Below are 23,677 nucleotides of genomic sequence, written 5' to 3'. Positions count from 1 at the left end.
AAATGAAAAAACTTATTTTTATTTCCGTAGCCAAACACCACTCTCAATATTTTAATCAAATATTACGCAATACCGGCATGTCAGGAAAAGTCTTTGAATGGAAAAATATCGCGCAACACTGGCGCCCTTTTTCTTTTTCCGGCCTCACAAGCCCGACCTACAAAGAACTAGCCAGTGAAAAAATACTAGGACGAAAGCAAAAAGGAAAAAGAGCGTCAGCTCTATATGAACTAGGCTTACATTTAGAGCTTCGCCTTATTGCGACATCTCTCGCCCGATTATTCAGAGAGCATCACGGAGACCTAGTAGTTGGGGTATGGAACGGCAGCCATCGATATCACAAAATCGTAAAAAAAATTTCCGAACTGTACGGAGGGCAAATACTTTATTTTGAAAATGGAATTCTTCCTAATACAACCACACTTGACCCCAAAGGGGTCAACTACGATAACTCAGTCCCCCGTGACAGCAGTTTCTTCTTACAATATACTCCTCAGAACCCCTCTTCATTGAAAGAGAAGCTCATTCCACGCAAAGCTAGAAGCGACAAAGGTGGCGCAATCGATCTACCAGAAAGCTTTTTCTTTGTCCCTTTTCAGGATGACAGGGACACTCAGGTAAGAAATCATAGTCCGTGGATTAGTGACATGCGCGATCTATTCGACAAACTAGCCAAAATCAATCGCGGAGAAAATACATTTATATTTAAGGAACACCCTAGCAGCCCTATAGCGTACCCAGACTTACACAAAAGAGAGACAGAAAGTGTGCTGTTTGCCAACGGCAACGAAACCCAAAACTTGATTGAGAAATCAAAAGCTGTAATAACACTCAATTCCACAGTTGGGCTTGAGGCTATTCTTTTGAATAAGCCAGTAATTGTTTTGGCGAATGCCTTTTACAACATACCCGGCCTAGCCTTGAGCGCATCCAATACCCAAGAACTTTCTGCAGCGCTCTTGAAAATCGACGACTGGACGCCAAACAATAAGTTAAGAGAAAACTTCATTTCTTATTTGAAAGAGACTTACTGCATACCAGGATCCTGGCGCACCCCTAACACGGAACACTGGAATTTCATCCGCGAACGCATTTCACGCCACCTCGACTGAACCTGCTGACTACAGAGCTAAAGTCACCAACAATAAAATGATCAGACTTAAGCCTTTATAGTGGCTGTGGCTATAAAAAAACGAGAGGCTTCAGCTATCGGCCGGACGCCCTCCAAGCCAGCTGTTAAAGGTCGGCTAACCTTCTACTCATACGGGGGGGAGTCACACCGTTACGCGTCTATTTTCTGCCATTTAGGGGTATCGACAGAAAAAAGACTTTCGTTATCGCTATCTAAATTGCTCCCAATTTCTTTCGAACCGCATCCTGTCTTTTCTATTTTTTTCTTTTGCCCGGCGGGGGCGTAAACTAAAACCCGCATTATCAAGATCAATAAAGCAAATATCGTCATTATCGGTGACCAGGATATTTTGTGCCTTCATATCTCCATGGCTAATACCCGCCCAGAGAAAACGTCCTAACCACAGCCTCACGCCCTCTGCCAGATGTTGCGCTCGGGAGCGCTGCTGCTCCATCACCAGGCTTAGCGCCTGCGATTTCAGTCTCGGGAAGACGATAACACTGGTTCCCGCTCGTGCACCGTCAGTGAATTCAACGAGTATAACCGGACGGGGTGTTGGTATTCCGAGTAGCGCCCATAGCCAACCTTGGCGCCAACTGATCATCCCTCTAGAGTGTTTCATTTTTTGTTTAAGACGTGCCTTCAAGCCGGTCTTTTGATAATGCTTTACAACCCAGGCTTCATCTGCGAATACACTGACACGACTACCTTTTTTTATCAGCGGCAGCCCTTCTGGGTTTTCACAGTACGTCAGCCAAGTACGAGTCTTATCTCGATGTTCACGATCAATGTATGCAATGCCGTCTTTTATCGACTCTAGGTGGACCGCAGAACAGTTACGCTGCCACTTTCGATCAGCTTGCACCATCCGCTTCTGTAGGAACCTACGGCACTTATTTTCGAAATCACGACCATCGACACCCCGGGCTCGCATGAACTGATAACACTGAAGAATTAATTGGTCCTGCAGTGCTAATGAAGCTTGGGAGCACATCAGAGCCAGATTATCCACCAGCGCACGCGAGCCTCTCTTTGAAGGGACGGGCCTAATTTCACCTGCATCCAGACAGACGATACCCCATGCCTCATCCACCAGAAAATTTCCTAGATGTAAGTCGGTCTGTATCCAGCCAGCGTCATACAACTGCCACACGGTGTCCAATAAACTTTGCAGCAAAGCAGGGTTAAACGTCTTCTCCAATAACGTACCCAGCTCAGCCCCCACCACCGGCTTCATCAACAGAACCGTATGAGCTCCCTGCTCCAATACAGCAATCGTTTCCGGCACCTGAACACCTTGGGCCGCCAACTTTCTCAGCAAGGCATACTCATGCTGACCAACTGCTTTTTTGTCATTAAAAAACAGTTTGGCAATCACCGGCTGCCCCTGCCAGCGGCCATTCACCACCAACCTTTTCCCAGGTAAATGCCGCAAAATGCTCTTAGCCACCAACGTTTCTTGCGCTAGCTCAAGAGAGAAAGGCTCAATCTCATCCCAGCATCTATGTTGCAAATCTGACAGTGCCGTCATTTCATCAGGCTCTTGATCAGGCGGCGTATATAACGAGGCTGCATAGCCATAAAAGGGGACTCCCTGAAAAGTTGCCCGTATAAACGACGGACATCTCCGTAACGCTCAGCTCGATCACAGATTTTCAACAATGAGAGCAGCCGGCGCACTCGGTAGCGTTTGCGCATAGGCTGCGCCCATTCTGGAAGTCCATTATTATCGAAAATCCGGCTTTCCAACGACATCCCCACTGCTAATGCAGCATCTACATCATGCCTCATGCTACCGACATGCTTATGAATTTTGGCAATAGGCAACGAAACAGTCGCCACAGGGTAATTGGCTATAACATGGGCAAAAACCGGCAAATCTTCAGTGTGTCGTAACTCAGGATCATAACGAACGGCCATGAATAGCTGGCGATGCATTGCACAAGCGCCATTCGATAGGCTGAATTTCTTCTCTAGAAAAGCAGAAAAGTTTTTCTGCTTATTGTCAGAGGCGGGCCATGGATGGACCTGGTCACAGACCTCTCCACTGCATGAAAAGTGCCCACCAATCAATAACAACGCCTCCGGGTTTTCTTGGAAGCACTGTCCCAAGGCTGCCAGCCCCTCTGGGCACATTTCATCATCAGCATCCAGAAAAACTAACCACGGATAGGTAGATTCCTCTACCCCCCTATTCCGTACTGCCGATAGCCCTTGATTGCTCTGGGTGATGTAACGCAACCGAGGGTTATCACCCTCCATCAGTGACTGCATCAGGACATCCGTGTCATCCGTGGACCCATCATTAATCACGATAACTTCAAAAACAGGATAAGACTGATTCAATACCGATCGGACAGCACGTTCTATACAGTGGCCGTAGTTATATGCAGGAATGACAACTGAAAACCCCGTATTCATATGTCTTTTCCTGGGTGAGGATTGAACTGCAGAGGGAACTTTGGCGTTTTTTCATAATAACGCTTATAAATTTTTTCACCTTCACGCTGAACAGCCGTTAACAATGAAGCATCCCTTGCCAGCACTTCTCGCAAAGATAACCCACTATATTCACGCAAAAATCGCAACACATCTCTACGCGTCAGCCCATACCGAGCAGTAGAAAAATACAATCCACCCAAATCCTTGACTCGCCACCTTCTTGGAACACTTCTCCGCACCTGAGAACGATGCAAGTCAATCAAAAAAAGTGGTGCATGCTCATCCTTGGCGCGGGCAGCTGATACCGGCATCAGGAAGTGTGCCAAATAAAAGTCACGATGATTAATACCTGCGTCATGCATACGGCGGGCAATTTCAGCCACGCGAATAATTAATTGACGTTTAAATTTAACCGGCACTTCACCGGCCTTAAGCCAGTCTTCACCGAGCTCTTCCAGACTTAATGTATTCACTAATTCATCGGTAACCAGGAATGACTCATGCCGGGCTGGGTTAAAACCGCGGCAGCCATAACCCGCTACCGTCATGGTATCTAGTCCAGTCGCCCGCACCGCTTCAATGGCTCGAACTTCCTGCATAGCGCCAAGCACCGGCAACTTCCCTTGGCCAAGGTTTTTAACGATTTCTCGCCATCCAATCCCGCCATGGTATTTGAGAAAGTATCCTTTTCCGGAATGGACAAAACGCAGCGTTCTGCGCCCTTCTCTTTGCCGGAAAATTTCCCCCTCCTGCCGAGCAGCCTGCTCAAACGGATCACTACCCAACCAAGCTGCCGCCAGATCATCGCGCAGAACGTTGCTCATCCTCACTCTCCGCCACCCGCTTCCAGAGCCGACACAGCATGTTCCACCAAATCATAAATGTCTTCGCTTGCAGCGAACGCTAAGCCTCGCTCCCGCCACACATCCCGATCCTCCGCCAAGAGCGCCTGAGCGGCCGTAGCCATGGTGCCAAGTGACACTGCATCGCTCATTACCTGCCCCATGAACGCTCGCTCGATATACGGTGAATAGCCACATGCCTGCGTCGTTAACACCGGCAAACCAGCAATGGCCGCCTCCAACAGTACCGTCCCCGTATTTTCTGCATAGGCGAGATGCAACAGTAAATCCGCTGACCAGAGCCACTCTGGCACATTCTCTTGCCCGCCCATGAAATGCAGGCGATCGGTCACACCCAACCGACGAGCCAGCGATACAAAACGCGCCGGGCGATCATCACCAACCACGAACAATTGCGCCTTTGGCACATTTGCTAAAACCTGGATTGCGCGGTCCAACCCCTTGGTGCGAAAACCGGACCCCACAAACAACAGTATGGGCTCACTATCCTTCAGCCCCAGACGCCTGCGGTGAGACTGGCGCACCGAGGCGTAATTTTGCGGCAACACCCGGTCGCGGCGAATTCCTGGCGGTAGATCAACAAAGCGTTGCTCTGTAGTACCATAGTGAACTTGGAACAGGGCTTTCTGCGGCGGCGAAATAGACAAGATCCGAGTTGCTTGATCCTTAGCAAAAACTGCACGCTCCATGGCCAGCTTGCTACGATAACGGGGCAACCAGGACCATGGAGGAGAATAACGTTCCGCAAGGCAACCATCGGCAGCATAATACCAGTCTACCCCTGGCATTTTGTTAAACCCCACCCTCAGATCGAAGTCATTCCATAATTGGCTTACTTCGCGGGCAAATAACGCGTCACGCCGATGATTGCTACCAGCAGCCACAGGCAGCAAACGCACAGAGATCGCATCAGGTTTATCACCATCCCAGTCGCGGGTAAAAATAGTTACCTGATGACCGCGAATTTCAGCGGCTTGAGCAATGGCCAGCATATCCCTTTGCAAACCACCGAACGGGAAGTACTCGAAAAGAACAAACGCCATCTTCATACGGCCACCCGCAGCAATTGCTGCCAAACCTGTTGTGGCTTAAGGCGGCTAAAACAGGGAGGCTCCACGCCTTCGCCTAGCTCACCCCTATAGGTGCACTTCTCCTGTACACAAGGAGCGCAAGGAAAATCAGCCGCCAACGACGACGCACGCATACCCTGCACCCCGGTCAGTACTGGATCGGTAGGTCCGTATAGCGCTACGCCGGGCAAGCCCGCAGCGGCTGCCAAGTGCGCTAGCCCGGTATCAACAGCGATAAAGGCATCCCAGCTCAACAGCTTGTCAGTGAGCGCATCCAATCCCATCTTCGGCAACACAGTCACTTGCTTAAGTCCGGCAGCCAATCGATCGGCCCGTGCTTTTTCTTCGTCGTTGCCCCAAGGCAAATGAATGCGATGCCCGTCACTACTGGCCAACTCCAGCAACTCACGCCAGAACGCTTCCGGGTAATGTTTGGTGGCCCAGGTAGTGCCATGGCAAAACACCAGCTCCGCGGGTTCACTTAGCGGTGTTGGCACATGCTCACGGGGCAGCCCATAATCAGGAGCAGTATCAGGAAGAGGGTAATCCAACGCCAGCGATAACAATTCCCTAACGCGCTGAATAGCATGCTGACCGCGACGCACAGGCAGGGGGTGATCCAGCACCCGGGAAGACAACCCTTCCCGCGCTGATTTTTTATCCAACCCAAATTTGGGCCCCTTGCCCAAACGCGTAACAAAAGCGCTTTTCAGCAGGCCCTGAGCATCTATGACTGCATCATAGCGCGTTGCCTGAACAGCCGATTTGAAAGTGGCCCACTCACCAGAACGGCGCGCCTTGATAGGATGCTTACGCCAACGGCGCAAAGCACAGGGAATAACCGTGTTAACCGCAGGATGGCGGTGGGCCAGGTCGGCGAAGCTGTCTTCCACCACCCAGTCCACCTGTAAATTCGGCAGCGCGGCCAGCGCATCGGTAAGTGCCGGCAGGGTGTGAATTACATCCCCCATGGAGGAGGTTTTTATCAGCAGCACGCGCATGTCAGGCCCTGTCAATGCGTTCAGGCATCCGCTGTTTCCAGTTGCTGCAGCGCCTCAATTACTTGCGAAGGAGGCAACTGGCGCAGGCAATTCAGGTGGCCCAAGGGGCATTCACGCTCGAAACAGGGGCTACACTCCAACCCCAATCGTACCACTGCTACCCGCTCGCCCAAGGGCGGGGTAAAGCCTGGAGAGGTGGAGCCGTATACGGCCACCAACGGTCGCTTCAAAGCCGCCGCGATATGCATTAGTCCGGAATCATTGCTGACCACAGCATGCGTGGCGGACAACAGATCCACCGCCTGCTCAAGGGAGGTATTACCCGCCAGCACCACCGCGTGTTGATCCGCCCCATTTTGCAACGTCTCGACGATGACGTCCGCTACCGGCTGATCCTTGCCGGAGCCGAATATCCACACCTGGCCACCATGCTCTATCCAGTGCTGGGCCACCGCCGCGTAGTGATGTTCCGGCCAGCGCTTGGCCGGGCCAAATTCAGCGCCAGGACACAGCCCCAGCACCGGGCGCTCCAGCTTCAAATCATGGGCCGCCATGGCAGCATGGCGTGAAGCATCACTAACTTGCAGGTGCGGAGCAATAATCGTGTCTAGAGCAGAAACCGGTGCCTCATCCGGTAACGCCAGCGCCACAAAACGCTGCACCATTAATGGATAGCGCTCCTTATCCAGCTTGCGCACATCATTAAGCAGGCCATAGCGCATTTCACCACGCCAGCCGGTGCGCACCGGGATCTTGGCCGAGAACGGCACCAGCGCAGACTTGAGCGAATTCGGCAGCACATAGCTTTGCTGGTATTTACCACGCAGGGATTTGCCCAGAGCATGTCGTTCGCCAAGGCGCAGATCGCCATGATCAAACGGTAAGGCCAGCGCTTCGCGCACTTCCGGCATACGCGACAGCAACGGGCTACACCACGCCGGCGCCAACACATCGATGGCACAATCAGGGTACTGGCGACGCAGTTCGGAAAACAGCGTTTGCGCCATCACCATGTCACCGACCCAGGAAGGGCCGACGACAAGGATGGCGGAGGGCGAGTCGGTCCAGGTAGCCGGCATACGCCTGATTAGCTCACGTAAGTGAGCCAATCTCCGTAGTCATCATCCAGCTTGCCACGCACCAGATCGAAATATACAGCCTGCAATTGCTCGGTTACCGGGCCGCGCTTGCCGGCACCAATAATGCGGCCATCCAATTCCCGAATCGGCATCACTTCAGCAGCGGTGCCGGTAAAGAAGGCTTCATCGGCAATGTAGAGTTCGTCGCGGGTAATACGTTTCTCACGCACCGGGTAACCGCGCTCTTCGGCCAACTGGATGATCGTTTTACGGGTAATCCCATCCAGGCAAGAGGTCAGTTCCGGGGTGTAAATGATGCCGTCGCGAACCAGGAATACATTCTCGCCGGAACCTTCCGCCACGTAACCTTCGTTATCCAGCAGCAAGGCTTCATCTGCGCCGCCGGACAGGGCTTCGTTAAGCGCCAGCATGGAATTAATGTAGTTGCCGTTGGCTTTCGCCTTGCACATGGTGATATTCACATGGTGACGGGTATAGCTGGAGGTACGCACCTTAATACCTAACTCCAGTGCCTCCGGCGACATGTAAGACGGCCATTCCCAGGCCGCCACGATCACGTGCACTTTAAGATTATGAGCACGCAGGCCCATACCTTCACTGCCATAAAACGCCATCGGGCGCAGGTAGGCGTGGGGCAAATTATTTTCGCGAATCGCCGACAGGTGCGCCTCGTTGATCTGCTCTTTATTGAAGGGCAGCTTCATGTTGAGGATATGCGCACTATTGAAAAACCGGTCGGTGTGATCCTCCAGGCGAAAAACCGCTGGCCCACGATCCGTTTCGTAGGCTCGCACGCCTTCGAACACCCCCATGCCATAATGCAGGGTATGGGTGAGGACGTGTACCTTGGCCTCCTGCCAGGGAACCAACTCGCCATCCAACCAGATAAAACCGTCTCTTACAGCCATTGACATGGCAGTGATACTCCCAGACTAAGGACCTTTGAGCGAACGCCCTACAGGTCGAACCAATGCTTCCAGATCGCTCGAACGCCTTCACGCAAATCGCGGAATTGGGTGTCGTCGACAATGGATTTTTCTTTGCGCAACGAGGCGCGATGAGCCGCGGACCGATAAGCCAAATAGGCTTCCCGCAGCAAGCCGGCATCTTGAGCCGACATAATGTCCAGTGCGGCCAGTGTTTCCAGCAAGCGCACATTATCGGTGAAGCGGGTGAGTTCACCGTGGGAGGAGGCCCATCTCAGAACCCCGTATTGCACCATAAATTCGATATCAACGATACCACCAGGATCCTGCTTTAGGTGAAAAGTGTCCGGCCTTTTATCGGCGAGGTGATCCACCATCTTGCTGCGCATGGCCAACACATCCTCGCGAAGCTTCTCATTAGGACGAGGGTCGCACAGCACCTGATGGCGAATATCATTGAAGCGTTTCCGGGCACGACTGCAGCCCGCCACCACGCGCGCACGAACCAGTGCCTGGTGCTCCCAGGTCCACGCATCATTACGCTGATATTTTTCGAACGCATCCATGGAACTGACCAACAAGCCTGCGCTCCCGGACGGGCGCAGACGAGTATCCACCTCATAAAGCTGGCCACTCATGGTCCGCGTGCTAATGATATGCACGATGCGCTGCCCCAGGCGGGCATAAAACTGCTCGTTGGAAACGGATTTTTCACCGTCAGTCATGCCACCACTGGCGGCATCGTGCAAAAACACCAGATCCAGATCGGAATTGTGCCCCAGCTCAATGCCCCCCAGCTTACCGTAGCCCACCACCACAAAGTCCGGGCTGCAGGGCTGACCATCATCCCGTGATGGGCGGCCATGGCGCTCCACCATGGGCTCCCACGCCAGCATCACCACCTGATTAAGAATGCTTTCAGCCAGCCAAGTCAGATAATCGCTCACCTTCATCAACGGCAGCACTTCGGTTACCTCAGACGCCGCCACTCGCAACAAATGGGCCTGCTTGAAGTTACGCAGCACCTCCATCTGCTGCTCCAAATCATCCTCAGCCACTCGCAGCAACTGCTGGCGCAACTCGTCATCCAGCTCCGCCCGCTCCGGTGGCGAGTAGAGGGTGCGCACATCAAGAAGCTCATCGAGCAATACCGGGTGACGGGTGAGACGCTCGGCAATCCAGGGGCTAGCACCGGACAGTTTCACAAGCTGTGTCAGCGCGCTGGGGTTTTCCACCAACAAGGCTATATAGGCGCTGCGGCGCAGCACCGCCTCCACAAAAGCGATCAAGCGCCCCGCCGTGGTATCCCCGTGCCCCTGATAACCCAGCGCTTCGAGCATCAATGGCATCAACCGGTCCAGCCGGTGACGGCTGATGGCCTGCATATTCTCCACCGACCGGCTATCACGGAAGTTACTTAGCCTCGCGTACACAGCCTGCGCATCCAGCACCCCAATGGCACTGAGTTGAGCCTGCGCAGCATCGTCATCCAGCTGCCCCAGCCACAAATCCAACAGCTCCTGGTCGGCGCCTTGGGCTTCATCGGTTTCCTGTTCCGGGTCGGCAATCACTTGGCTAAAATGATGACGCACACTTTCCCGGTAACGGCGCAGCTTGCGCTCAAACGCTGCCCGGGCGGAAAAGCCCATGGCATAGGTCAAGCGCTGCCAGCCCAGCTCATCATCGGGCAGCCGCTGTGTCTGCTTGTCCGCCACCGCCTGAAGGCGATGCTCCACATCACGCAGAAACAGATACGCTTCAGTCAACTCGTCAGCCACATCTTCGGGCAACAGCTCCAGCGCCACCAGTTGCGGCAGCACTTTGATTAAATTCGGCTCACGTAGATCAGGCAACTGGCCACCGCGAATCAACTGGAATGCCTGAACAATAAATTCCACTTCACGAATGCCACCTGCACCCAGCTTCACATCCGCCTGCATGCCCTTGCGATTCACTTCCCTCTCGATCAGGGATTTCATTTCTCGCAGAGACTGGAACGCGCCGTAGTCGATATAACGACGATAGACAAAGGGATTTAAGCGCTTGATCAAGCGGCCGCCCGCTTCCAGATCGCCCGCCATAGGGCGCATCTTGATCAGCGCATAGCGCTCCCACTCGCGGCCCTGGGTTTCGTAGTAACCCTCCATGGCATCGAAGCCGATGGCCAAAACACCGCTCTTGCCCCAGGGGCGCAGGCGCATATCCACCCGGAAAACGAAGCCGTCTGCGGTTGTCTGATCCAGCACCTTGATTAACTGTTGGCCCAAACGCACAAAGAACTGGTGATGGGTTAGCGCCCGGCGTTCACCTTCGATTTCACCCTCGTGCTCGTAGGCAAAAATCAGGTCGATATCGGAAGACAAGTTCAGCTCGTGGGCGCCCAGCTTGCCCATGGCCAGCACCACCAGCCGGACCGGCGTGCCATCCGGCCCCAGCGGGGCGCCGCAACGCTCACAGGCCCAGCCATAGAGTACGGCCAGCGCTTCACCGATAAGCGTATCTGCCAGCAGCGACAAGTCGGCCACGGCACTGTGGTAATCGCCTATCCTGGCCAGGTCCCGCCAAATAATGCGCACCATATGGCGGTGACGCAGACGGCGCAGGGCCCGCTTGAGTCTATCTTCATCCTCACAATCAGCCAGCAAAGCGCGCACTTCTTCTTTCAGGGCAGCAGGCGCCAGAGCCTGGGCTAGATCACTGGCCTGCAGCCACTCCCCCAGCCCCGGATCTCGCTGAAACTGGGCCGCCACATAGTCCGACCCCGCCCACACACGGGGCAGATCGACCAACAAGGCATCGGGGATACGGTGTCCGGATTCAATAAAGTGCTGCCAGTGCTGACTGACCAGCACCGACAGTTCATCCGGCAGAGAATCGTATTGGGGTTCGCTCATGGGCGGCTATTGTCGTACGGGGGAAGCAAAGCTACAAGCGGCAGAACCAAGCGGGAAGCTGCAAGCGTCCAACAGCGACACGGGAAAATGGCTTCGAAGACATTGCAAGCAAAAGTGCCCAGCGCTGAAACTTGCGCCGATCAGGGCAAAACCTCGGCGCGCGAGCTCCCGGCTGTTGATGCAGCGCGGAGCCACAGCCAGGCGGCTGGCGCTGTAGCTTTCGCGCCACTTGAGGCTTGCAGCAGCGTTTACCCCATCAAAATATCCTGGGATGGCGTCACCCGCATAACCTCTTCAATGGTCGTCAGCCCTTGGGCCACTTTCATGGCGCCACTGATTCGCAGGGGCTTCATGCCTCCTTTGAGTGAGGCCCGCGTCAGGGTTTCCAGATCCGCGCCACGGGTAATGTGGTTTTTCAGGGTGGTGCGCAAGGGCATGGTTTCATACACCCCCATCCGGCCTCGATAACCGGTACCACGACATTCCAGGCAGCCCACCGGCTGATAAAGCGTTGCCGGCATCTTCATCTTGAAGGGGCGAACCAGGTCCTCCCACGCTTGCGGGTCGGTTTCGGTGGCCGCCTTACAGTTCGGGCACAGCGTTCTCACCAGCCGTTGCGCCATCACACCCAGCACCGTGGCGCTGATCATATAAGGCGCCACGCCTAGGTCGATCAGGCGGGTGACGGAGGATGGCGCGTCATTGGTATGCAGGGTCGACAGCACCAGGTGGCCGGTGAGGGCTGCCTGAATGGCCATGTCTGCGGTCTGCAAGTCTCGAATCTCACCGATCATGATGATGTCCGGGTCTTGACGCAGCATGGCCTTCACACCTTGGGCAAAGTCCACGTCGATATTGGCCTGAATTTGCATCTGGTTAAAACTGGGCTCCACCATTTCGATGGGGTCTTCGATGGTGCAAACATTCACTTCGCTGGTGGCCAGCTGCTTGAGCGTAGAATACAGCGTGGTAGTTTTCCCCGACCCGGTGGGGCCGGTAACAAAGATGATGCCATGGGGGTGGCTGGTCATCTGGTGCCAGGTATCGTGATCGTCCTTGGTAAAACCCAATTGTTCGAAGCTACGCACCAGCACATCCGGGTCGAATACCCGCATCACCATTTTTTCACCGAACACGGTGGGCAGGGTAGAAATCCGCAGCTCAATCTCCGCCCCTTCCGGCGACTTGGTCTTTAAACGGCCATCCTGGGGTTTACGCTTTTCCGCCACATTCAAACGGCTGAGAATCTTCAGCCGGCTAGTCACCGCCGCCATAATGGCCGCCGGCAATTCATACACATCATGCAACACACCATCAATGCGAAAGCGCATCTTGCCGGTTTCCCGGCGCGGCTCCAGGTGGATATCGCTGGCGCGCTGGGAAAACGCATACTGCAGAATCCAGTCCACAATGTTAACGATATGCTGGTCGTCCGCATCGTGGTGCCCTTTGCCCACTTCGAGTAACTGCTCGAAGTTGGTGATGCCCGACATTTCCTGCCCGGTGTTGCCGGTCGCCCCCGCAATGGAGCGGCTCAAATTATAGAACTCAATCCGGTAGCGGCGCATTTGCTCCGGGTTGACCAACACCACTTCCAGCTCACGATCGCGCAGCACCTGCTGCAAATGCGGCTGCCAGTCGCGCACGAACGGCTGGTCGCAGGCCACCACCACCTTGTCGCGATGCACCTCCACCGCCACGATGCCGTGGCGTTCAGCGAAGGCGTAACTCATTACATTGGTGACCTGATCCACATGCACTTTGAGCGGATCAATGCTGTACACCGGCAGGCCGCTTTTTTCCGACAACCAATGGGTAAGGAAGTCCACATCCAAAAGCTGGTGGGTATTGGTGCGATCGGTAAGGCGGTATTTGGCCAGCACCTGAATTGCGTGCCAGTTCAACTCTTTCTTTTCCCGCGGCGTCGTGGAGATTACGTTAAAATCCTCCTGGCTGACGCGCCCTTCATCCAGCAATTCACGCATCAACCAGCGCACATCAACCAATAGGCCATCCAGCTTGGAGGCATCCAGGGGAGCGCTAACCGTTACTTTTGTCACTTTCTATACTCTCCAACTCTTACCCGGCACTCTATTGGCGTGTGCCACACTGCAAACACACCACGGTGGCAACCTGAGCTATCTCATTATTCTGGCGTAGGCCGTGACGGCCAACCGGCACCTTTACTGTACCCCTAACACTGAACCCCTGACAGCCCCGCCGGCTTTCTCTATACTCGCGACCCAATTAATGCCGGAACGGCAACACTGTTGTCACCGTCTTGCCGCCGCTACCCGCCAGCAGCGAATAGCGGCATGATGGGAAGCTATTCCCAACCCTAACACTTGGACCCGAGGCGCCTATGTCCTTTGGAAGCTCCATTGCCGGCCTCTTCGGCCGCTCACCAATCAAGCCCCTGCAACAACATTACGATACCGTCCACGACTGCGCCCGCACGCTGGCGGACTTCTTCGCCGCCGTGACAGCCAACGACTGGGACAAGGCTCGCGCCGCACGCAAACGCATCGCTGAGCTAGAAAACCAGGCCGACGAGCTGAAAAAACAGTTCCGCTTGAGCCTGCCCAAAAGCCTATTTTTGCCCATGCCCCGCACCGATCTGCTCGAACTGATCAGCGTGCAGGACAAGGTCGCGAATAAGGCTAAGGATATTTCCGGGCTGATGCTTGGTCGGCAGATGACCATTCCTCCCGTTTTGGCCGACGTAATGCAAGCCTATGTACAAGGCGCCATCGACACCTCCGCCCAAGCCCAGAAAGCCATCAACGAACTGGATGAGCTCATCGAAACCGGCTTCAGTGGCCGTGAAATTCGCATGATAGAAGACCTGATCGAAGAACTGGACCGGCTGGAACGGGCCAACGACGATCAGCAAATCACCATTCGCGCCACACTGTTCAAGCTGGAAACCGAGCTATCACCGGTGGACGTCATCTTCCTCTACAAGATCATCGAATGGGTGGGCGATCTCGCCGATCGCGCCCAGAAAGTGGGCGGCCGCCTGCAGATGCTGGTCGCACGCTAGGAGAGTTCTTATGGAGTGGATGCTAGAGCATAGCTATCTCATGCTACTGCTGGCGGGCGCCTTCGGGTTCCTAATGGCCTGGGGCGTTGGCGCCAACGATGTGGCCAACGCCATGGGGACCTCGGTGGGCGCCAAGGCCCTCACCGTGAAGCAGGCGGTTATCATCGCCATTATTTTTGAATTTGCCGGGGCCTATCTGGCCGGCGGCGAAGTCACCGCCACCATCCGCAAGGGCATCATCGATGCGGATGCCTTCTCCCACGCCCCGCAATACCTGGTCTACGGCATGATGTCCGCATTGCTGGCCGCCGGCATCTGGTTGATGGTGGCGTCCTGGTTCGGTTGGCCGGTCTCCACCACCCATTCCATCGTCGGTGCCATCGTCGGCTTTGCCGCCGTAGGCTTGGGCATGGACGCGGTGCACTGGGGCAAGGTGGGCTCCATCGTCGCTAGCTGGGTCACCTCGCCCCTGCTGGCCGGGATCATTTCCTTTGCCCTGATCCGTAGCGTGCAACGGTTGGTACTGAACCACGACGACCCCTTCGAACGCGCCAAGAAAGTCGTCCCTTTCTACATGTTCTTGGTGGGCTTTGTTATTTCCATGGTCACCATGGTCAAAGGGTTGAAACACGTCGGCCTGGAACTGAGTTTCTTCCACAGTTTCCTGTGGGCCCTGCTGGGTGGCGCGGTTGTTATGGCACTGGGAAGCTTCTTCCTGAGTCGGGTTGAACCAGACCCAGAAGCCGATAAAGACTTCCGGTTCAGCTCTGTGGAGCGCGTGTTTGCGGTGCTCATGATCTTCACCGCCTGCGCCATGGCGTTTGCCCACGGCTCCAACGATGTAGCCAACGCCGTCGGCCCGCTGGCCGCCATCAACAGCGTACTGGCGTCCGGCGGCGAAATCGGCGCCAAAGCAGAAATGCCCAGCTGGATTCTTTTGGTCGGGGCCATGGGTATCGTCTTTGGGCTAGCGATTTTCGGCGCCCGAGTGATGGCCACTGTAGGCAAAAAAATTACCGAGCTCACCCCATCCCGTGGCTTCGCCGCCGAGCTGGGCGCCGCCACCACCGTGGTGCTGGCCTCCAGCACCGGCCTGCCCATTTCCACCACTCACACCCTGGTAGGCGCGGTCTTGGGCGTCGGCATGGCCCGCGGCATTGGCTCTCTGAACCTGCGTGTAATCAGCACCATCTTCACCTCTTGGGTCGTCACCCTGCCCGCCGGTGCGCTGCTCTCCATCCTGTTCTTCTATTTCTTCAAAGGCCTGTTTGGGGCATAGCAAAAAAGGCTTCACGCACACAGAAAAGCCGCCCTCGGGGCGGTTTTTTTGTGGGGGCTCATACCCCCCACATCTAGTATCCGGCACAATCTGCTCGCTATACTGGCCAATCAATCACTTAGAGCCGAGACGCCCGTGTCCACCAGCGCAGCCCCGAACACCGACAGCCAGGTTCACTGGTTCCGCAATTCGTCCCCGTATATCAATGCGCATCGGGGCCGAACCTTTGTGGTTATGTTGTCTGGGGAGCTGCTGGACGGCCCGCGCCTGCCTACCCTGATTCACGATCTGGCCCTGCTGAATAGCCTGGGAATCAAACTGGTGCTGGTGCATGGCGCCAGGCCACAAATTTCCGCCCGGCTGGCAGAATCCGACATTGAATCCACCTTTGAGCAACACATGCGCATCACCGACAGTGCCGCGCTGGATAGCGTCGTGGCGGCGGTGGGCGCATTGCGCCTGAAACTGGAAGGCTTGTTCTCCATGGGGCTGGCTAACTCCCCCATGCATAACGCCAGCATCCGGTTGATTAGCGGCAACTTTGTAGTGGCCAAACCGGTAGGCGTGCGTGGTGGCTTCGACTACCAGCACACCGGTGAAGTGCGGCGCATCGACGTAGACGCCATTCGCCAGCAACTGGGCAACGGTAACGTGGTGCTGCTCTCGCCGGTGGGCGGCTCGCCCACCGGCGAACTGTTCAACGTGAACGCAGAAGAAGTGGCCTCCACTGCCGCCATCGCCTTGGGCGCCGACAAGCTCATCATCATGGGCGAACACCTGCGCCTCGCCGACCCGCAAGGCCACCTGGTGCGCGAACTCAGCCCCCAGCAAGCCGGCAAACTGCTGGCCGGCAACCAATACGAAAACAATGGTGTAGACCGGCAGCTCACCGCTGCCTGCCATGCCGCCAGTAACGGCGTGGCCCGGGCGCACCTGCTCGATGCCCAGGTAGACGGCGCACTAATCAAAGAACTGTTCACCCGCGACGGCTGCGGCACCCTGGTTACTAGGGAAACCTACGAAACCCTCCGTGGCGCGCGCATTGAAGACGTGGGCGGCATTCTCGAACTGATCGAACCACTGGAAGAAGACGGCACCCTGGTGCGCCGCTCACGGGAGCTACTGGAAAACGAAATTCAGCGCTTCGCCATCATCGAACGCGACGGCATGGTTATCGCCTGCGCGGCCCTCTATCCCTTCCCCGAAGAAAAGACCGGCGAACTGGCCTGTGTCGCCGTTCATTCCAGCTACCGCAAAGGTGAACGGGGCGCCCAAGTCCTCGGCTATCTGGAACGGCGGGCACGGGAACAGGGGCTGCACAGCCTATTCGTGCTCACCACCCTCACCGCACACTGGTTTCAGCAACAGGGGTTTGAGGCAGCGGGAGTAGAAGCCCTGCCGGGAGCCAGGCAGTCGCTGTATAACTGGCAGCGGAATTCAAAGGTGTTTGTGAAGGGGCTTTGAAGGTTATGGCCAGATTTCTAGCGCCCACATGAAAGTCTGGGCGACATACCGCCGGCGGTGTATCGCCAGAAAGTGGGGAACTCTAGTTTAGGGGTGTCTCACTAAAGGGGGAGCGGACATGACGTTTCCCATACTTCTCTTAGGCTTTTATCACTTTCTTTAAAATGACCAGGAAATAAAGCCTTCATATTGTCTCCATCATTGAACGCCTTGCTCACAGGAAAATTGCGAGCTTGCGAGTAAATTTTCCTTGTGCAGCTAATTGTTAAATTCTGAACAGCTATTAATCAATTTAGACAATTCAATAAATGCCATTCTCAAATTCTCATTCTTCCTTAACCTTTCTCTAAAATCTCTCACCTTATCAACAGGCTTCCCGAGCAAAACTTCAATTTCATGCCTTAACTTCCATTCCTTAGAGAGAACCCATTCACCGCCAACCCTTGAAAGAGTTACATGCACAGGATTTCCACCCAACATTCCGTTGGCAACAACTTGCGAGGAGCAATTCTCACCTTCGAAACACTTACATCCCTCTGAAGACCCTCCAATAGAAACAATCACACCCGGGTATACACCATCCACTTTCCTAGTTATTTCCCCGACCTCAAAATCAGTCAAGTTTTCAGACCTTAGACCTGTATCAGGAAGAGCTTCATAAGGAAATTTCCCCCAGGAAGCACCTGACAGCAAGATCAAAACTATGAAGATATAATTTCCGATGCTCATAGCCTCAAAAAATTTAACGCCTCAAACAGCGGCGCGCGTTAGCGCGTCCAGCCACGAAGTGGCGTTGCTGCTTTGACTTGTTATGAGTTTTCGTCAAGGTGCCACCCTACAATTTCACCAACGTCATCGTAGACGTTGTAGATAACCTCGCAATCACAGAACCCGCCATGCTCACCCAACCAGGGAACAACGACCTCTGGATTCAATTTCCGTGACTCGATGAATTCAATGGACTCCTTCAGTGTGTGATCACACTCTGGAGCTGGTTCACGATTTAAAAAAGAGAGAAGATCTTTAAGCTCATCGACACTCATTGGTATAGATGCACGAATTTCATCTTGCTCATTCTTCTTATACTGAGCCTTCAGCTTTTTCTTCTGATCTTTATCCATACTCAAGACTCATAACGCCGCTATTACCGGCGAGTTGTAGTTGATTGGCTTTTTGTGCTATTCAAGCACAAAAACCAAGCGACGGACATGGAGTCCGGTAGATAGCTTTGTTACATGTTAGAGCTTGGTAGATAACCAAATCGCCACCTTAGTTGAACCCGCAACCACAACAAATATTGGCTTATATATAAAATATTTTTTACCACGAGACGCGCCAATGTTTTGATGCGCCTCTTCATCTGCTTTTATACTGTAAACCGCACCATGAGCCTCAGCATCATGTTTACTAAGGAAATTTAGCTGCCACGATAGATGGTGCAATACCGTAGTTTCAATTGCATTGGTACACACCCATATAGCATTTCGCCCCATTAGCGCAGTAAATAGCCCTAGCAGAAAGCCGCCACACGCCCAAAAGCATAAAGCATAAAGCATAAAGCATAACAAGAACGAATTGAGCGTGCTTTTAACAAATTATCAAATGTTTCGAAATGCTTTTTTTCGTGAGCTAACATCTCGCTTAGCTCGTGCACTATGTCTTTATAAAGATACCTAGATATTAATAATTGCGATTTATAGATATTAATCGCGCCTAGCTCACCTGCGTGATCCACACGAATAATTCTTTCAATTTCTTTTAGGTGCTCGATCTCAGAATTCCTTGGGCATGTAACGCCCCAAGCAGGGGCAGATTTTGCGTTTTGAGCGCAGCGATGCAAAATTTGTCCCACTGCCTTGGCTTGTTAGGTTCGAGAGGGGCGGCAGATGCATCAAATAACCCTTAAATTTTTGACTAGAGGGAAATAACATACCGCCAAGATTGCAGTGACGCCCAAAAACCACTCCCCATCCCCGCCAAAATATACTCTTACCCATTCTCCTCCTTCTGGGCCGGCAAATAAAAAGGCAGCCAGGAAGAAGAGAACAAGATTTGTAACCAACCCCAATCCTGAAGCAGCTACAACCGAATAAAACTTCTGCACCACGGGGTTTCTATCAATCACTTCGATACCTAACGCCCGGCGCAGCGGGCAAATTGCAGCGAGGAACGAGCGGAAATTTGATCCGCCTGCCGCCGCTTGTTATACACTACTCAAAGCTCGTGATTGTGTAGGTTTTCCCTGGCCCATACTGATTGTTGGGATTAAAGGTAAGCTCCAAAGTGGCACGTTGGTTTTCCTCATATTCACGGTCACCGCACGTGTCAGCGTCTACCCAAACTTGAATCTCTTTCCCCTGTGATAGCAAAGTCCCATAGCAACCCGCAGCACCCTCATACATCCAAAATGACATTTCACCTGTTAGATTGACTCGTTCACTTGGGCTTTCAGGTAAAGAAACCTGATTCAAGCTGGCAGCCTGTTCAGATGCTGGAGCATTACCATCTGAACACCCCTCGATAAAAATAAAAACAGCAGATAGAACAATAACTCGATTCATCACTTCCTCTTTGTATAACGCTCGAACTCACGGGACAGTTTATAGCCGCGGAGCGGCGGAGAAGTGGTCCCGTGCAGTGACTTGTTATGTGTTGAATCTATCGACCTAAGCATCGGATGTGATTTCAATAAGAACAAATTTTGAGGAGCTATCAGATTTTCCGAACTTAAGCCAAGGCTTGCCTGCGCCATCGTTTAGCCTGCTCGATTCGGCTTCAGATTCAGAAATATTCAAAATATCGAATATTTGGACAGGAGCGCCGTCGTGCTTAAGGCCCTCGTCCTCCGTGTAGCAGGCCACGGACTGCTCTGGATTAAACTGCTGCAGCTTCTTGATCAAATCCTTGATTTTCATTGCAACTCCTTATTCGTCAACGTGCTGAACACATAACGCTCGAACTCACGGGACAGTTTATAGCCGCGGAGCGGCGGAGAAGTGGTCCCGTGCAGTGACTTGTTATGTGTTGAATCTATCGACCTAAGCATCGGATGTGATTTCAATAAGAACAAATTTTGAGGAGCTATCAGATTTTCCGAACTTAAGCCAAGGCTTGCCTGCGCCATCGTTTAGCCTGCTCGATTCGGCTTCAGATTCAGAAATATTCAAAATATCGAATATTTGGACAGGAGCGCCGTCGTGCTTAAGGCCCTCGTCCTCCGTGTAGCAGGCCACGGACTGCTCTGGATTAAACTGCTGCAGCTTCTTGATCAAATCCTTGATTTTCATTGCAACTCCTTATTCGTCAACGTGCTGAACACATAACAGCGTATTCAGTCGAACGTTTCGACATATCTTTTTTCGACATATTTCTTAGCCGGCCACCGCATATAATTCCGATAAACCCATAACCTTTAGCAACTTACCCAAGAAGTGAGAACCTTTCCCATCTGACAAAACTCGAACGAGCGGCCTATTTCCGGGGAGTTCAGGCACATTTAAGTCGCAACCTGAACCAACGATCAACGACTTAGCGAGTTTTAAGCTCTCTCCTACACGCATTTGCGCCCCGTTCTGTTGAGCACGGGTTCCCATTGCCCCAGCCTGCTATGGGGAAGGAAAACGCTATGAGCAATAGAACCACAGATATTCCAGTTTCCATTCCTGCTAAGCCCTTAAGGCTTCTTGATCAGTTCCGTGCCTGGCTGCGCACTAATCACTATCGTTACCAGACTGAACGAACCCGGAGATACAGTCTTTTCTGGGATTCTTGTATCGGGGTATTTTCTTCCTCTGGTTAAGAGAAGGTGTCCACTAAAGCGGGGGAACAACACAACCCGGTGGGGCTACTTGTTAAACTTTCACACCTCAACGGTATATCCCAGCGCCAGCTCGTCACCCGGCAAACCGCGAATCCCCCAATTCTCCTTTGGAGTTTCAAATAATGTGATTTCAATATCTTGGGGCGTAATGCCAACCTGCTTATTAATATTTGAGAATATGCCTTTTATGAGGGCTTTTTTTGCCTAAACAGAACGCCCCTCAAACATTGATATTTCAACTATTATATATTTTTCTGACCGATCACCAGGGTAGATAAATTCACTTGGCTCAAGGGTAATGAATCTATGGAATTTCTTCTCTGGTGGATAATTGAGCGCGGACATTACAGCGTTATGCACGGAGGCAGATATTAAAGCTCTGTTTTCGTCGAGATTAGGCTTTAAGCCATATATTTTAATCTGAGCCACATTCAGTCCTCGTGGAACTTAACAGGCATTAGAGATCCGGCTCGAACATCCAATGACCGCGCCGGCTTCATATCACCGTTATTAATTTTGTATAACGAAGGAGAAAACCCCATTTCTCAGCTCTTCGTGCTTAACGGAAAAATTCACTCTATCTCAGCAATTTATAAAAATATGTAAGCCATATCCTACATTTCCAACTGGCGTGCGAGTGAAGGGCAGCTCTGGCTCTATGCAGGTTAGCTTCTGCATTACCGGAGCGCCTGAGCCCTTTCGCCGTGCGAGCAAGGCTCCAACAGTGTGGGTCTGTGGGTTACAATGCCGTCCCTATGTCCCGCTATTGACCATTAACGAGGTTCCCATGCCGCAGTATCGCTCCCGCACCACCACCCATGGCCGCAATATGGCTGGCGCCCGTGCCCTGTGGCGCGCCACGGGCATGAAGGACGGGGACTTCGGTAAACCGATTATTGCCATCGCTAACTCCTTTACCCAGTTCGTACCGGGGCATGTGCACCTGAAGGACATGGGCCAGCTGGTGGCCGGTGAAGTCGAGAAGGCCGGCGGCATCGCCAAGGAATTCAATACCATTGCGGTGGATGACGGCATCGCCATGGGCCACGACGGCATGCTCTATTCTTTGCCCAGCCGCGACATCATCGCGGATTCCGTGGAGTACATGGTCAACGCCCACTGCGCCGACGCCCTTGTCTGCATCTCTAACTGCGACAAGATCACTCCTGGCATGCTGATGGCATCCATGCGCCTGAATATTCCGGTGATCTTCGTGTCCGGTGGCCCCATGGAAGCGGGCAAAACCAAGCTGGCCGAGGGCAAGCTGGACCTGGTAGACGCCATGGTGATGGCCGCCGATGACAGCGTGGACGAAGAAACCCTGAACGAAGTGGAGCGTTCCGCCTGCCCCACCTGCGGCTCCTGCTCCGGCATGTTCACCGCCAATTCCATGAACTGCCTAACCGAGGCACTGGGCCTGTCGTTGCCCGGTAACGGCTCACTGCTGGCTACCCACGCGGACCGCCGCGAACTGTTCCTGGAAGCGGGCCGGCGCATCGTGGACGTTACCCGACGCTACTACGAGCAGGACGAAGAGGCCTTGTTGCCGCGCAATATCGCTTCCGTGAAAGCGTTCGAAAACGCCATGAGCTTGGACATCGCCATGGGCGGCTCCACTAACACCGTGCTGCACTTGCTAGCCGCAGCACTGGAAGGCGAAGTGGACTTCACCATGGAAGACATCGACCGCCTCAGCCGTAAGGTGCCGTGCTTGTCGAAAGTGGCCCCGGCCACCCAGAAATACCATATGGAAGATGTGCACCGTGCCGGTGGTGTGATGGGCATTCTCGGCGAACTGGACCGGGCTGGCCTGCTCAACCGCGACATTCCCATGGTGCACTCGGCCTCTGTGGCCGAAGCCCTGGAGCATTACGACATCATGCGCACCCAGGATGACGGCGTGAAAAAGATGTTCACCGCCGGCCCGGCAGGCATCCCCACCCAAACGGCCTTTAGCCAGGAAACGCGCTGGGAAAGCCTGGATGACGACCGCGAAAACGGCTGTATCCGCAATTACGAAAATGCCTACAGTAAGGACGGTGGCCTGGCCGTGTTGTACGGCAACATCGCCGAGCGCGGCTGCATCGTGAAAACCGCCGGGGTGGATGATTCCATTCTCACCTTCACTGGCCGCGCCCGAGTATTCGAATCCCAGGATTCGGCGGTTCGCGCCATCCTCGGTGATCAGATCGTTGCCGGCGATGTGGTGGTAATTCGCTACGAAGGGCCCAAAGGCGGCCCGGGCATGCAGGAAATGCTCTACCCCACCAGCTACCTGAAATCCAAAGGGCTGGGCAAGGAATGTGCGCTGCTCACCGATGGCCGTTTCTCCGGCGGCACGTCCGGCCTGTCCATTGGCCACGCGTCCCCGGAAGCCGCAGAGGGCGGCGCCATTGCCCTGGTGAATGAAGGCGACACTATCAATATCGATATTCCCAACCGCACCATCCATCTGGATATCAGCGATGAAGAGCTGGCGCACCGCCGCACTCACATGGAAAACCGTGGCAAGCTGGCCTACAAGCCCAAGGAAATTCGCCCACGCCGTGTTTCCACCGCCCTGAAAGCCTACGCCGCACTCACCACCAGTGCAGACCGCGGCGCAGTGCGTGACTTGAGCCAAATCGGCGAATAAGCTGAACC

At 53.8% G+C, this 23,677-nt stretch carries 22 protein-coding genes and 1 pseudogene; 5 read left to right on the top strand and 18 right to left on the bottom strand.

The genetic code is table 11. The features are described 5' to 3' along the window. Window positions 1–2 precede the first annotated feature (2 nt). Window positions 3–1,112, top strand: a complete 1,110-nt coding sequence (locus ABNH10_RS13430) for a capsular polysaccharide export protein, LipB/KpsS family (RefSeq protein ID WP_349386415.1) — start codon at window positions 3–5, stop codon at window positions 1,110–1,112. Window positions 1,113–1,340: 228 nt separating this feature from the next. Here the strand turns inward: ABNH10_RS13430 and ABNH10_RS13425 are convergent, their stop codons facing one another. The 9 genes from ABNH10_RS13425 to tfpB form a co-directional block, all read right to left on the bottom strand. Beyond that, complete coding sequence (locus tag ABNH10_RS13425) at window positions 1,341–2,663, bottom strand: lipopolysaccharide kinase InaA family protein (protein ID WP_349386414.1); 1,323 nt, start codon at window positions 2,661–2,663, stop codon at window positions 1,341–1,343. Beyond that, window positions 2,660–3,553, bottom strand: coding sequence for a glycosyltransferase family 2 protein (locus ABNH10_RS13420; RefSeq protein ID WP_349386413.1), 894 nt, complete (start codon window positions 3,551–3,553; stop codon window positions 2,660–2,662). Before ABNH10_RS13420 ends, ABNH10_RS13425 begins: the two co-directional genes overlap by 4 nt. Then, complete coding sequence (gene rfaP / locus ABNH10_RS13415) at window positions 3,550–4,398, bottom strand: lipopolysaccharide core heptose(I) kinase RfaP (RefSeq protein ID WP_349386412.1); 849 nt, start codon at window positions 4,396–4,398, stop codon at window positions 3,550–3,552. The genes ABNH10_RS13420 and rfaP overlap by 4 nt, the downstream gene beginning before the upstream one ends. Window positions 4,399–4,400: 2 nt before the next feature. Continuing rightward, window positions 4,401–5,486, bottom strand: coding sequence for a glycosyltransferase family 4 protein (locus ABNH10_RS13410; RefSeq protein ID WP_349386411.1), 1,086 nt, complete (start codon window positions 5,484–5,486; stop codon window positions 4,401–4,403). Continuing rightward, the gene (gene waaC, locus ABNH10_RS13405; protein ID WP_349386410.1) at window positions 5,483–6,508 is read right to left on the bottom strand and encodes a lipopolysaccharide heptosyltransferase I; all 1,026 of its coding nucleotides are present in this window, start codon (window positions 6,506–6,508) and stop codon (window positions 5,483–5,485) included. Before waaC ends, ABNH10_RS13410 begins: the two co-directional genes overlap by 4 nt. A 20-nt stretch (window positions 6,509–6,528) precedes the next feature. Then, window positions 6,529–7,587: a lipopolysaccharide heptosyltransferase II gene (waaF, locus tag ABNH10_RS13400; protein ID WP_349386409.1), complete on the bottom strand. Its 1,059-nt coding sequence runs from the start codon at window positions 7,585–7,587 to the stop codon at window positions 6,529–6,531. Between the two features lie 8 nt (window positions 7,588–7,595). After that, window positions 7,596–8,522, bottom strand: coding sequence for a branched-chain amino acid transaminase (locus tag ABNH10_RS13395; protein ID WP_349386408.1), 927 nt, complete (start codon window positions 8,520–8,522; stop codon window positions 7,596–7,598). A 41-nt stretch (window positions 8,523–8,563) separates the two neighbouring features. Further along, window positions 8,564–11,428 carry a bifunctional [glutamate--ammonia ligase]-adenylyl-L-tyrosine phosphorylase/[glutamate--ammonia-ligase] adenylyltransferase gene (gene glnE / locus ABNH10_RS13390; protein ID WP_349386407.1) on the bottom strand — a complete coding sequence of 955 codons (2,865 nt, stop codon included), beginning with the start codon at window positions 11,426–11,428 and terminating at the stop codon, window positions 8,564–8,566. Between the two features lie 248 nt (window positions 11,429–11,676). Then, entirely contained in the window at window positions 11,677–13,488 is a 1,812-nt protein-coding gene (gene tfpB, locus ABNH10_RS13385; RefSeq protein ID WP_349386406.1) for a type IV pilus assembly ATPase TfpB, read from the bottom strand. 302 nt (window positions 13,489–13,790) lie between these two features. Here tfpB and ABNH10_RS13380 point away from each other — a divergent pair, with 302 nt between their 5' ends. The 3 genes from ABNH10_RS13380 (at window position 13,791) to argA (ending at window position 17,214) form a co-directional block, all read left to right on the top strand. Further along, window positions 13,791–14,471, top strand: a complete 681-nt coding sequence (locus tag ABNH10_RS13380) for a TIGR00153 family protein (protein ID WP_288368463.1) — start codon at window positions 13,791–13,793, stop codon at window positions 14,469–14,471. A gap of 10 nt (window positions 14,472–14,481) precedes the next feature. Beyond that, complete coding sequence (locus tag ABNH10_RS13375) at window positions 14,482–15,750, top strand: inorganic phosphate transporter (protein WP_349386405.1); 1,269 nt, start codon at window positions 14,482–14,484, stop codon at window positions 15,748–15,750. 135 nt (window positions 15,751–15,885) lie between these two features. Continuing rightward, window positions 15,886–17,214, top strand: coding sequence for an amino-acid N-acetyltransferase (gene argA / locus ABNH10_RS13370; protein ID WP_062810631.1), 1,329 nt, complete (start codon window positions 15,886–15,888; stop codon window positions 17,212–17,214). Between the two features lie 258 nt (window positions 17,215–17,472). On the opposite strand, the gene ABNH10_RS13365 is transcribed toward argA, so the two are convergent. The 9 genes and pseudogenes from ABNH10_RS13365 to ABNH10_RS13335 form a co-directional block, all read right to left on the bottom strand. Then, window positions 17,473–17,943, bottom strand: coding sequence for a hypothetical protein (locus ABNH10_RS13365; protein ID WP_349386404.1), 471 nt, complete (start codon window positions 17,941–17,943; stop codon window positions 17,473–17,475). Between the two features lie 80 nt (window positions 17,944–18,023). Next, window positions 18,024–18,335, bottom strand: a complete 312-nt coding sequence (locus ABNH10_RS13360) for a DUF2695 domain-containing protein (RefSeq protein WP_349386403.1) — start codon at window positions 18,333–18,335, stop codon at window positions 18,024–18,026. Window positions 18,336–18,452: 117 nt separating this feature from the next. Then, window positions 18,453–18,770, bottom strand: a complete 318-nt coding sequence (locus tag ABNH10_RS16290) for a demethoxyubiquinone hydroxylase family protein (RefSeq protein WP_502877135.1) — start codon at window positions 18,768–18,770, stop codon at window positions 18,453–18,455. Then, window positions 18,725–19,066 carry a demethoxyubiquinone hydroxylase family protein gene (locus ABNH10_RS16285; RefSeq protein ID WP_502877134.1) on the bottom strand — a complete coding sequence of 114 codons (342 nt, stop codon included), beginning with the start codon at window positions 19,064–19,066 and terminating at the stop codon, window positions 18,725–18,727. Before ABNH10_RS16285 ends, ABNH10_RS16290 begins: the two co-directional genes overlap by 46 nt. A gap of 39 nt (window positions 19,067–19,105) precedes the next feature. Further along, window positions 19,106–19,339 (bottom strand): hypothetical protein, encoded by a 234-nt coding sequence (locus ABNH10_RS13355; protein ID WP_349386402.1) that lies wholly within the window; start codon window positions 19,337–19,339, stop codon window positions 19,106–19,108. An 85-nt stretch (window positions 19,340–19,424) separates the two neighbouring features. Next, complete coding sequence (locus ABNH10_RS13350) at window positions 19,425–19,775, bottom strand: hypothetical protein (protein WP_349386401.1); 351 nt, start codon at window positions 19,773–19,775, stop codon at window positions 19,425–19,427. 105 nt (window positions 19,776–19,880) lie between these two features. Next, window positions 19,881–20,129: a hypothetical protein gene (locus ABNH10_RS13345; protein ID WP_349385777.1), complete on the bottom strand. Its 249-nt coding sequence runs from the start codon at window positions 20,127–20,129 to the stop codon at window positions 19,881–19,883. Between the two features lie 123 nt (window positions 20,130–20,252). Beyond that, the gene (locus tag ABNH10_RS13340; RefSeq protein ID WP_349385777.1) at window positions 20,253–20,501 is read right to left on the bottom strand and encodes a hypothetical protein; all 249 of its coding nucleotides are present in this window, start codon (window positions 20,499–20,501) and stop codon (window positions 20,253–20,255) included. Window positions 20,502–21,073: 572 nt separating this feature from the next. Continuing rightward, window positions 21,074–21,379 (bottom strand): annotated as a pseudogene (locus tag ABNH10_RS13335) (tautomerase family protein). A gap of 442 nt (window positions 21,380–21,821) precedes the next feature. On the opposite strand from ABNH10_RS13335, the gene ilvD reads away from it, so the two are divergent. Beyond that, window positions 21,822–23,669 (top strand): dihydroxy-acid dehydratase, encoded by a 1,848-nt coding sequence (gene ilvD, locus ABNH10_RS13330; RefSeq protein WP_062810639.1) that lies wholly within the window; start codon window positions 21,822–21,824, stop codon window positions 23,667–23,669. Window positions 23,670–23,677 lie beyond the last annotated feature (8 nt).

Origin of the sequence: Alcanivorax sp. (assembly GCF_040119285.1) — a bacterium.
Lineage (GTDB): Bacteria > Pseudomonadota > Gammaproteobacteria > Pseudomonadales > Alcanivoracaceae > Alcanivorax.
Note: the sequence above shows the minus strand (reverse complement) of the source record. Positions and strands in the feature narration are given on the sequence as shown.

Coding starts and splice junctions, on each gene's coding strand:
- ABNH10_RS13430 (WP_349386415.1), top strand. CDS start 3: ATGAAAAAACTTATTTTTATTTCCGTAGCCAAACACCACTCTCAATAT.
- ABNH10_RS13425 (WP_349386414.1), bottom strand. CDS start 2,663: ATGACGGCACTGTCAGATTTGCAACATAGATGCTGGGATGAGATTGAG.
- ABNH10_RS13420 (WP_349386413.1), bottom strand. CDS start 3,553: ATGAATACGGGGTTTTCAGTTGTCATTCCTGCATATAACTACGGCCAC.
- rfaP (WP_349386412.1), bottom strand. CDS start 4,398: ATGAGCAACGTTCTGCGCGATGATCTGGCGGCAGCTTGGTTGGGTAGT.
- ABNH10_RS13410 (WP_349386411.1), bottom strand. CDS start 5,486: ATGAAGATGGCGTTTGTTCTTTTCGAGTACTTCCCGTTCGGTGGTTTG.
- waaC (WP_349386410.1), bottom strand. CDS start 6,508: ATGCGCGTGCTGCTGATAAAAACCTCCTCCATGGGGGATGTAATTCAC.
- waaF (WP_349386409.1), bottom strand. CDS start 7,587: ATGCCGGCTACCTGGACCGACTCGCCCTCCGCCATCCTTGTCGTCGGC.
- ABNH10_RS13395 (WP_349386408.1), bottom strand. CDS start 8,522: ATGTCAATGGCTGTAAGAGACGGTTTTATCTGGTTGGATGGCGAGTTG.
- glnE (WP_349386407.1), bottom strand. CDS start 11,428: ATGAGCGAACCCCAATACGATTCTCTGCCGGATGAACTGTCGGTGCTG.
- ABNH10_RS13380 (WP_288368463.1), top strand. CDS start 13,791: ATGTCCTTTGGAAGCTCCATTGCCGGCCTCTTCGGCCGCTCACCAATC.
- ABNH10_RS13375 (WP_349386405.1), top strand. CDS start 14,482: ATGGAGTGGATGCTAGAGCATAGCTATCTCATGCTACTGCTGGCGGGC.
- ABNH10_RS13365 (WP_349386404.1), bottom strand. CDS start 17,943: ATGAGCATCGGAAATTATATCTTCATAGTTTTGATCTTGCTGTCAGGT.
- ABNH10_RS13360 (WP_349386403.1), bottom strand. CDS start 18,335: ATGGATAAAGATCAGAAGAAAAAGCTGAAGGCTCAGTATAAGAAGAAT.
- ABNH10_RS16290 (WP_502877135.1), bottom strand. CDS start 18,770: ATGCTTTATGCTTTATGCTTTTGGGCGTGTGGCGGCTTTCTGCTAGGG.
- ABNH10_RS13350 (WP_349386401.1), bottom strand. CDS start 19,775: ATGAATCGAGTTATTGTTCTATCTGCTGTTTTTATTTTTATCGAGGGG.
- ABNH10_RS13345 (WP_349385777.1), bottom strand. CDS start 20,129: ATGAAAATCAAGGATTTGATCAAGAAGCTGCAGCAGTTTAATCCAGAG.
- ABNH10_RS13340 (WP_349385777.1), bottom strand. CDS start 20,501: ATGAAAATCAAGGATTTGATCAAGAAGCTGCAGCAGTTTAATCCAGAG.
- ilvD (WP_062810639.1), top strand. CDS start 21,822: ATGCCGCAGTATCGCTCCCGCACCACCACCCATGGCCGCAATATGGCT.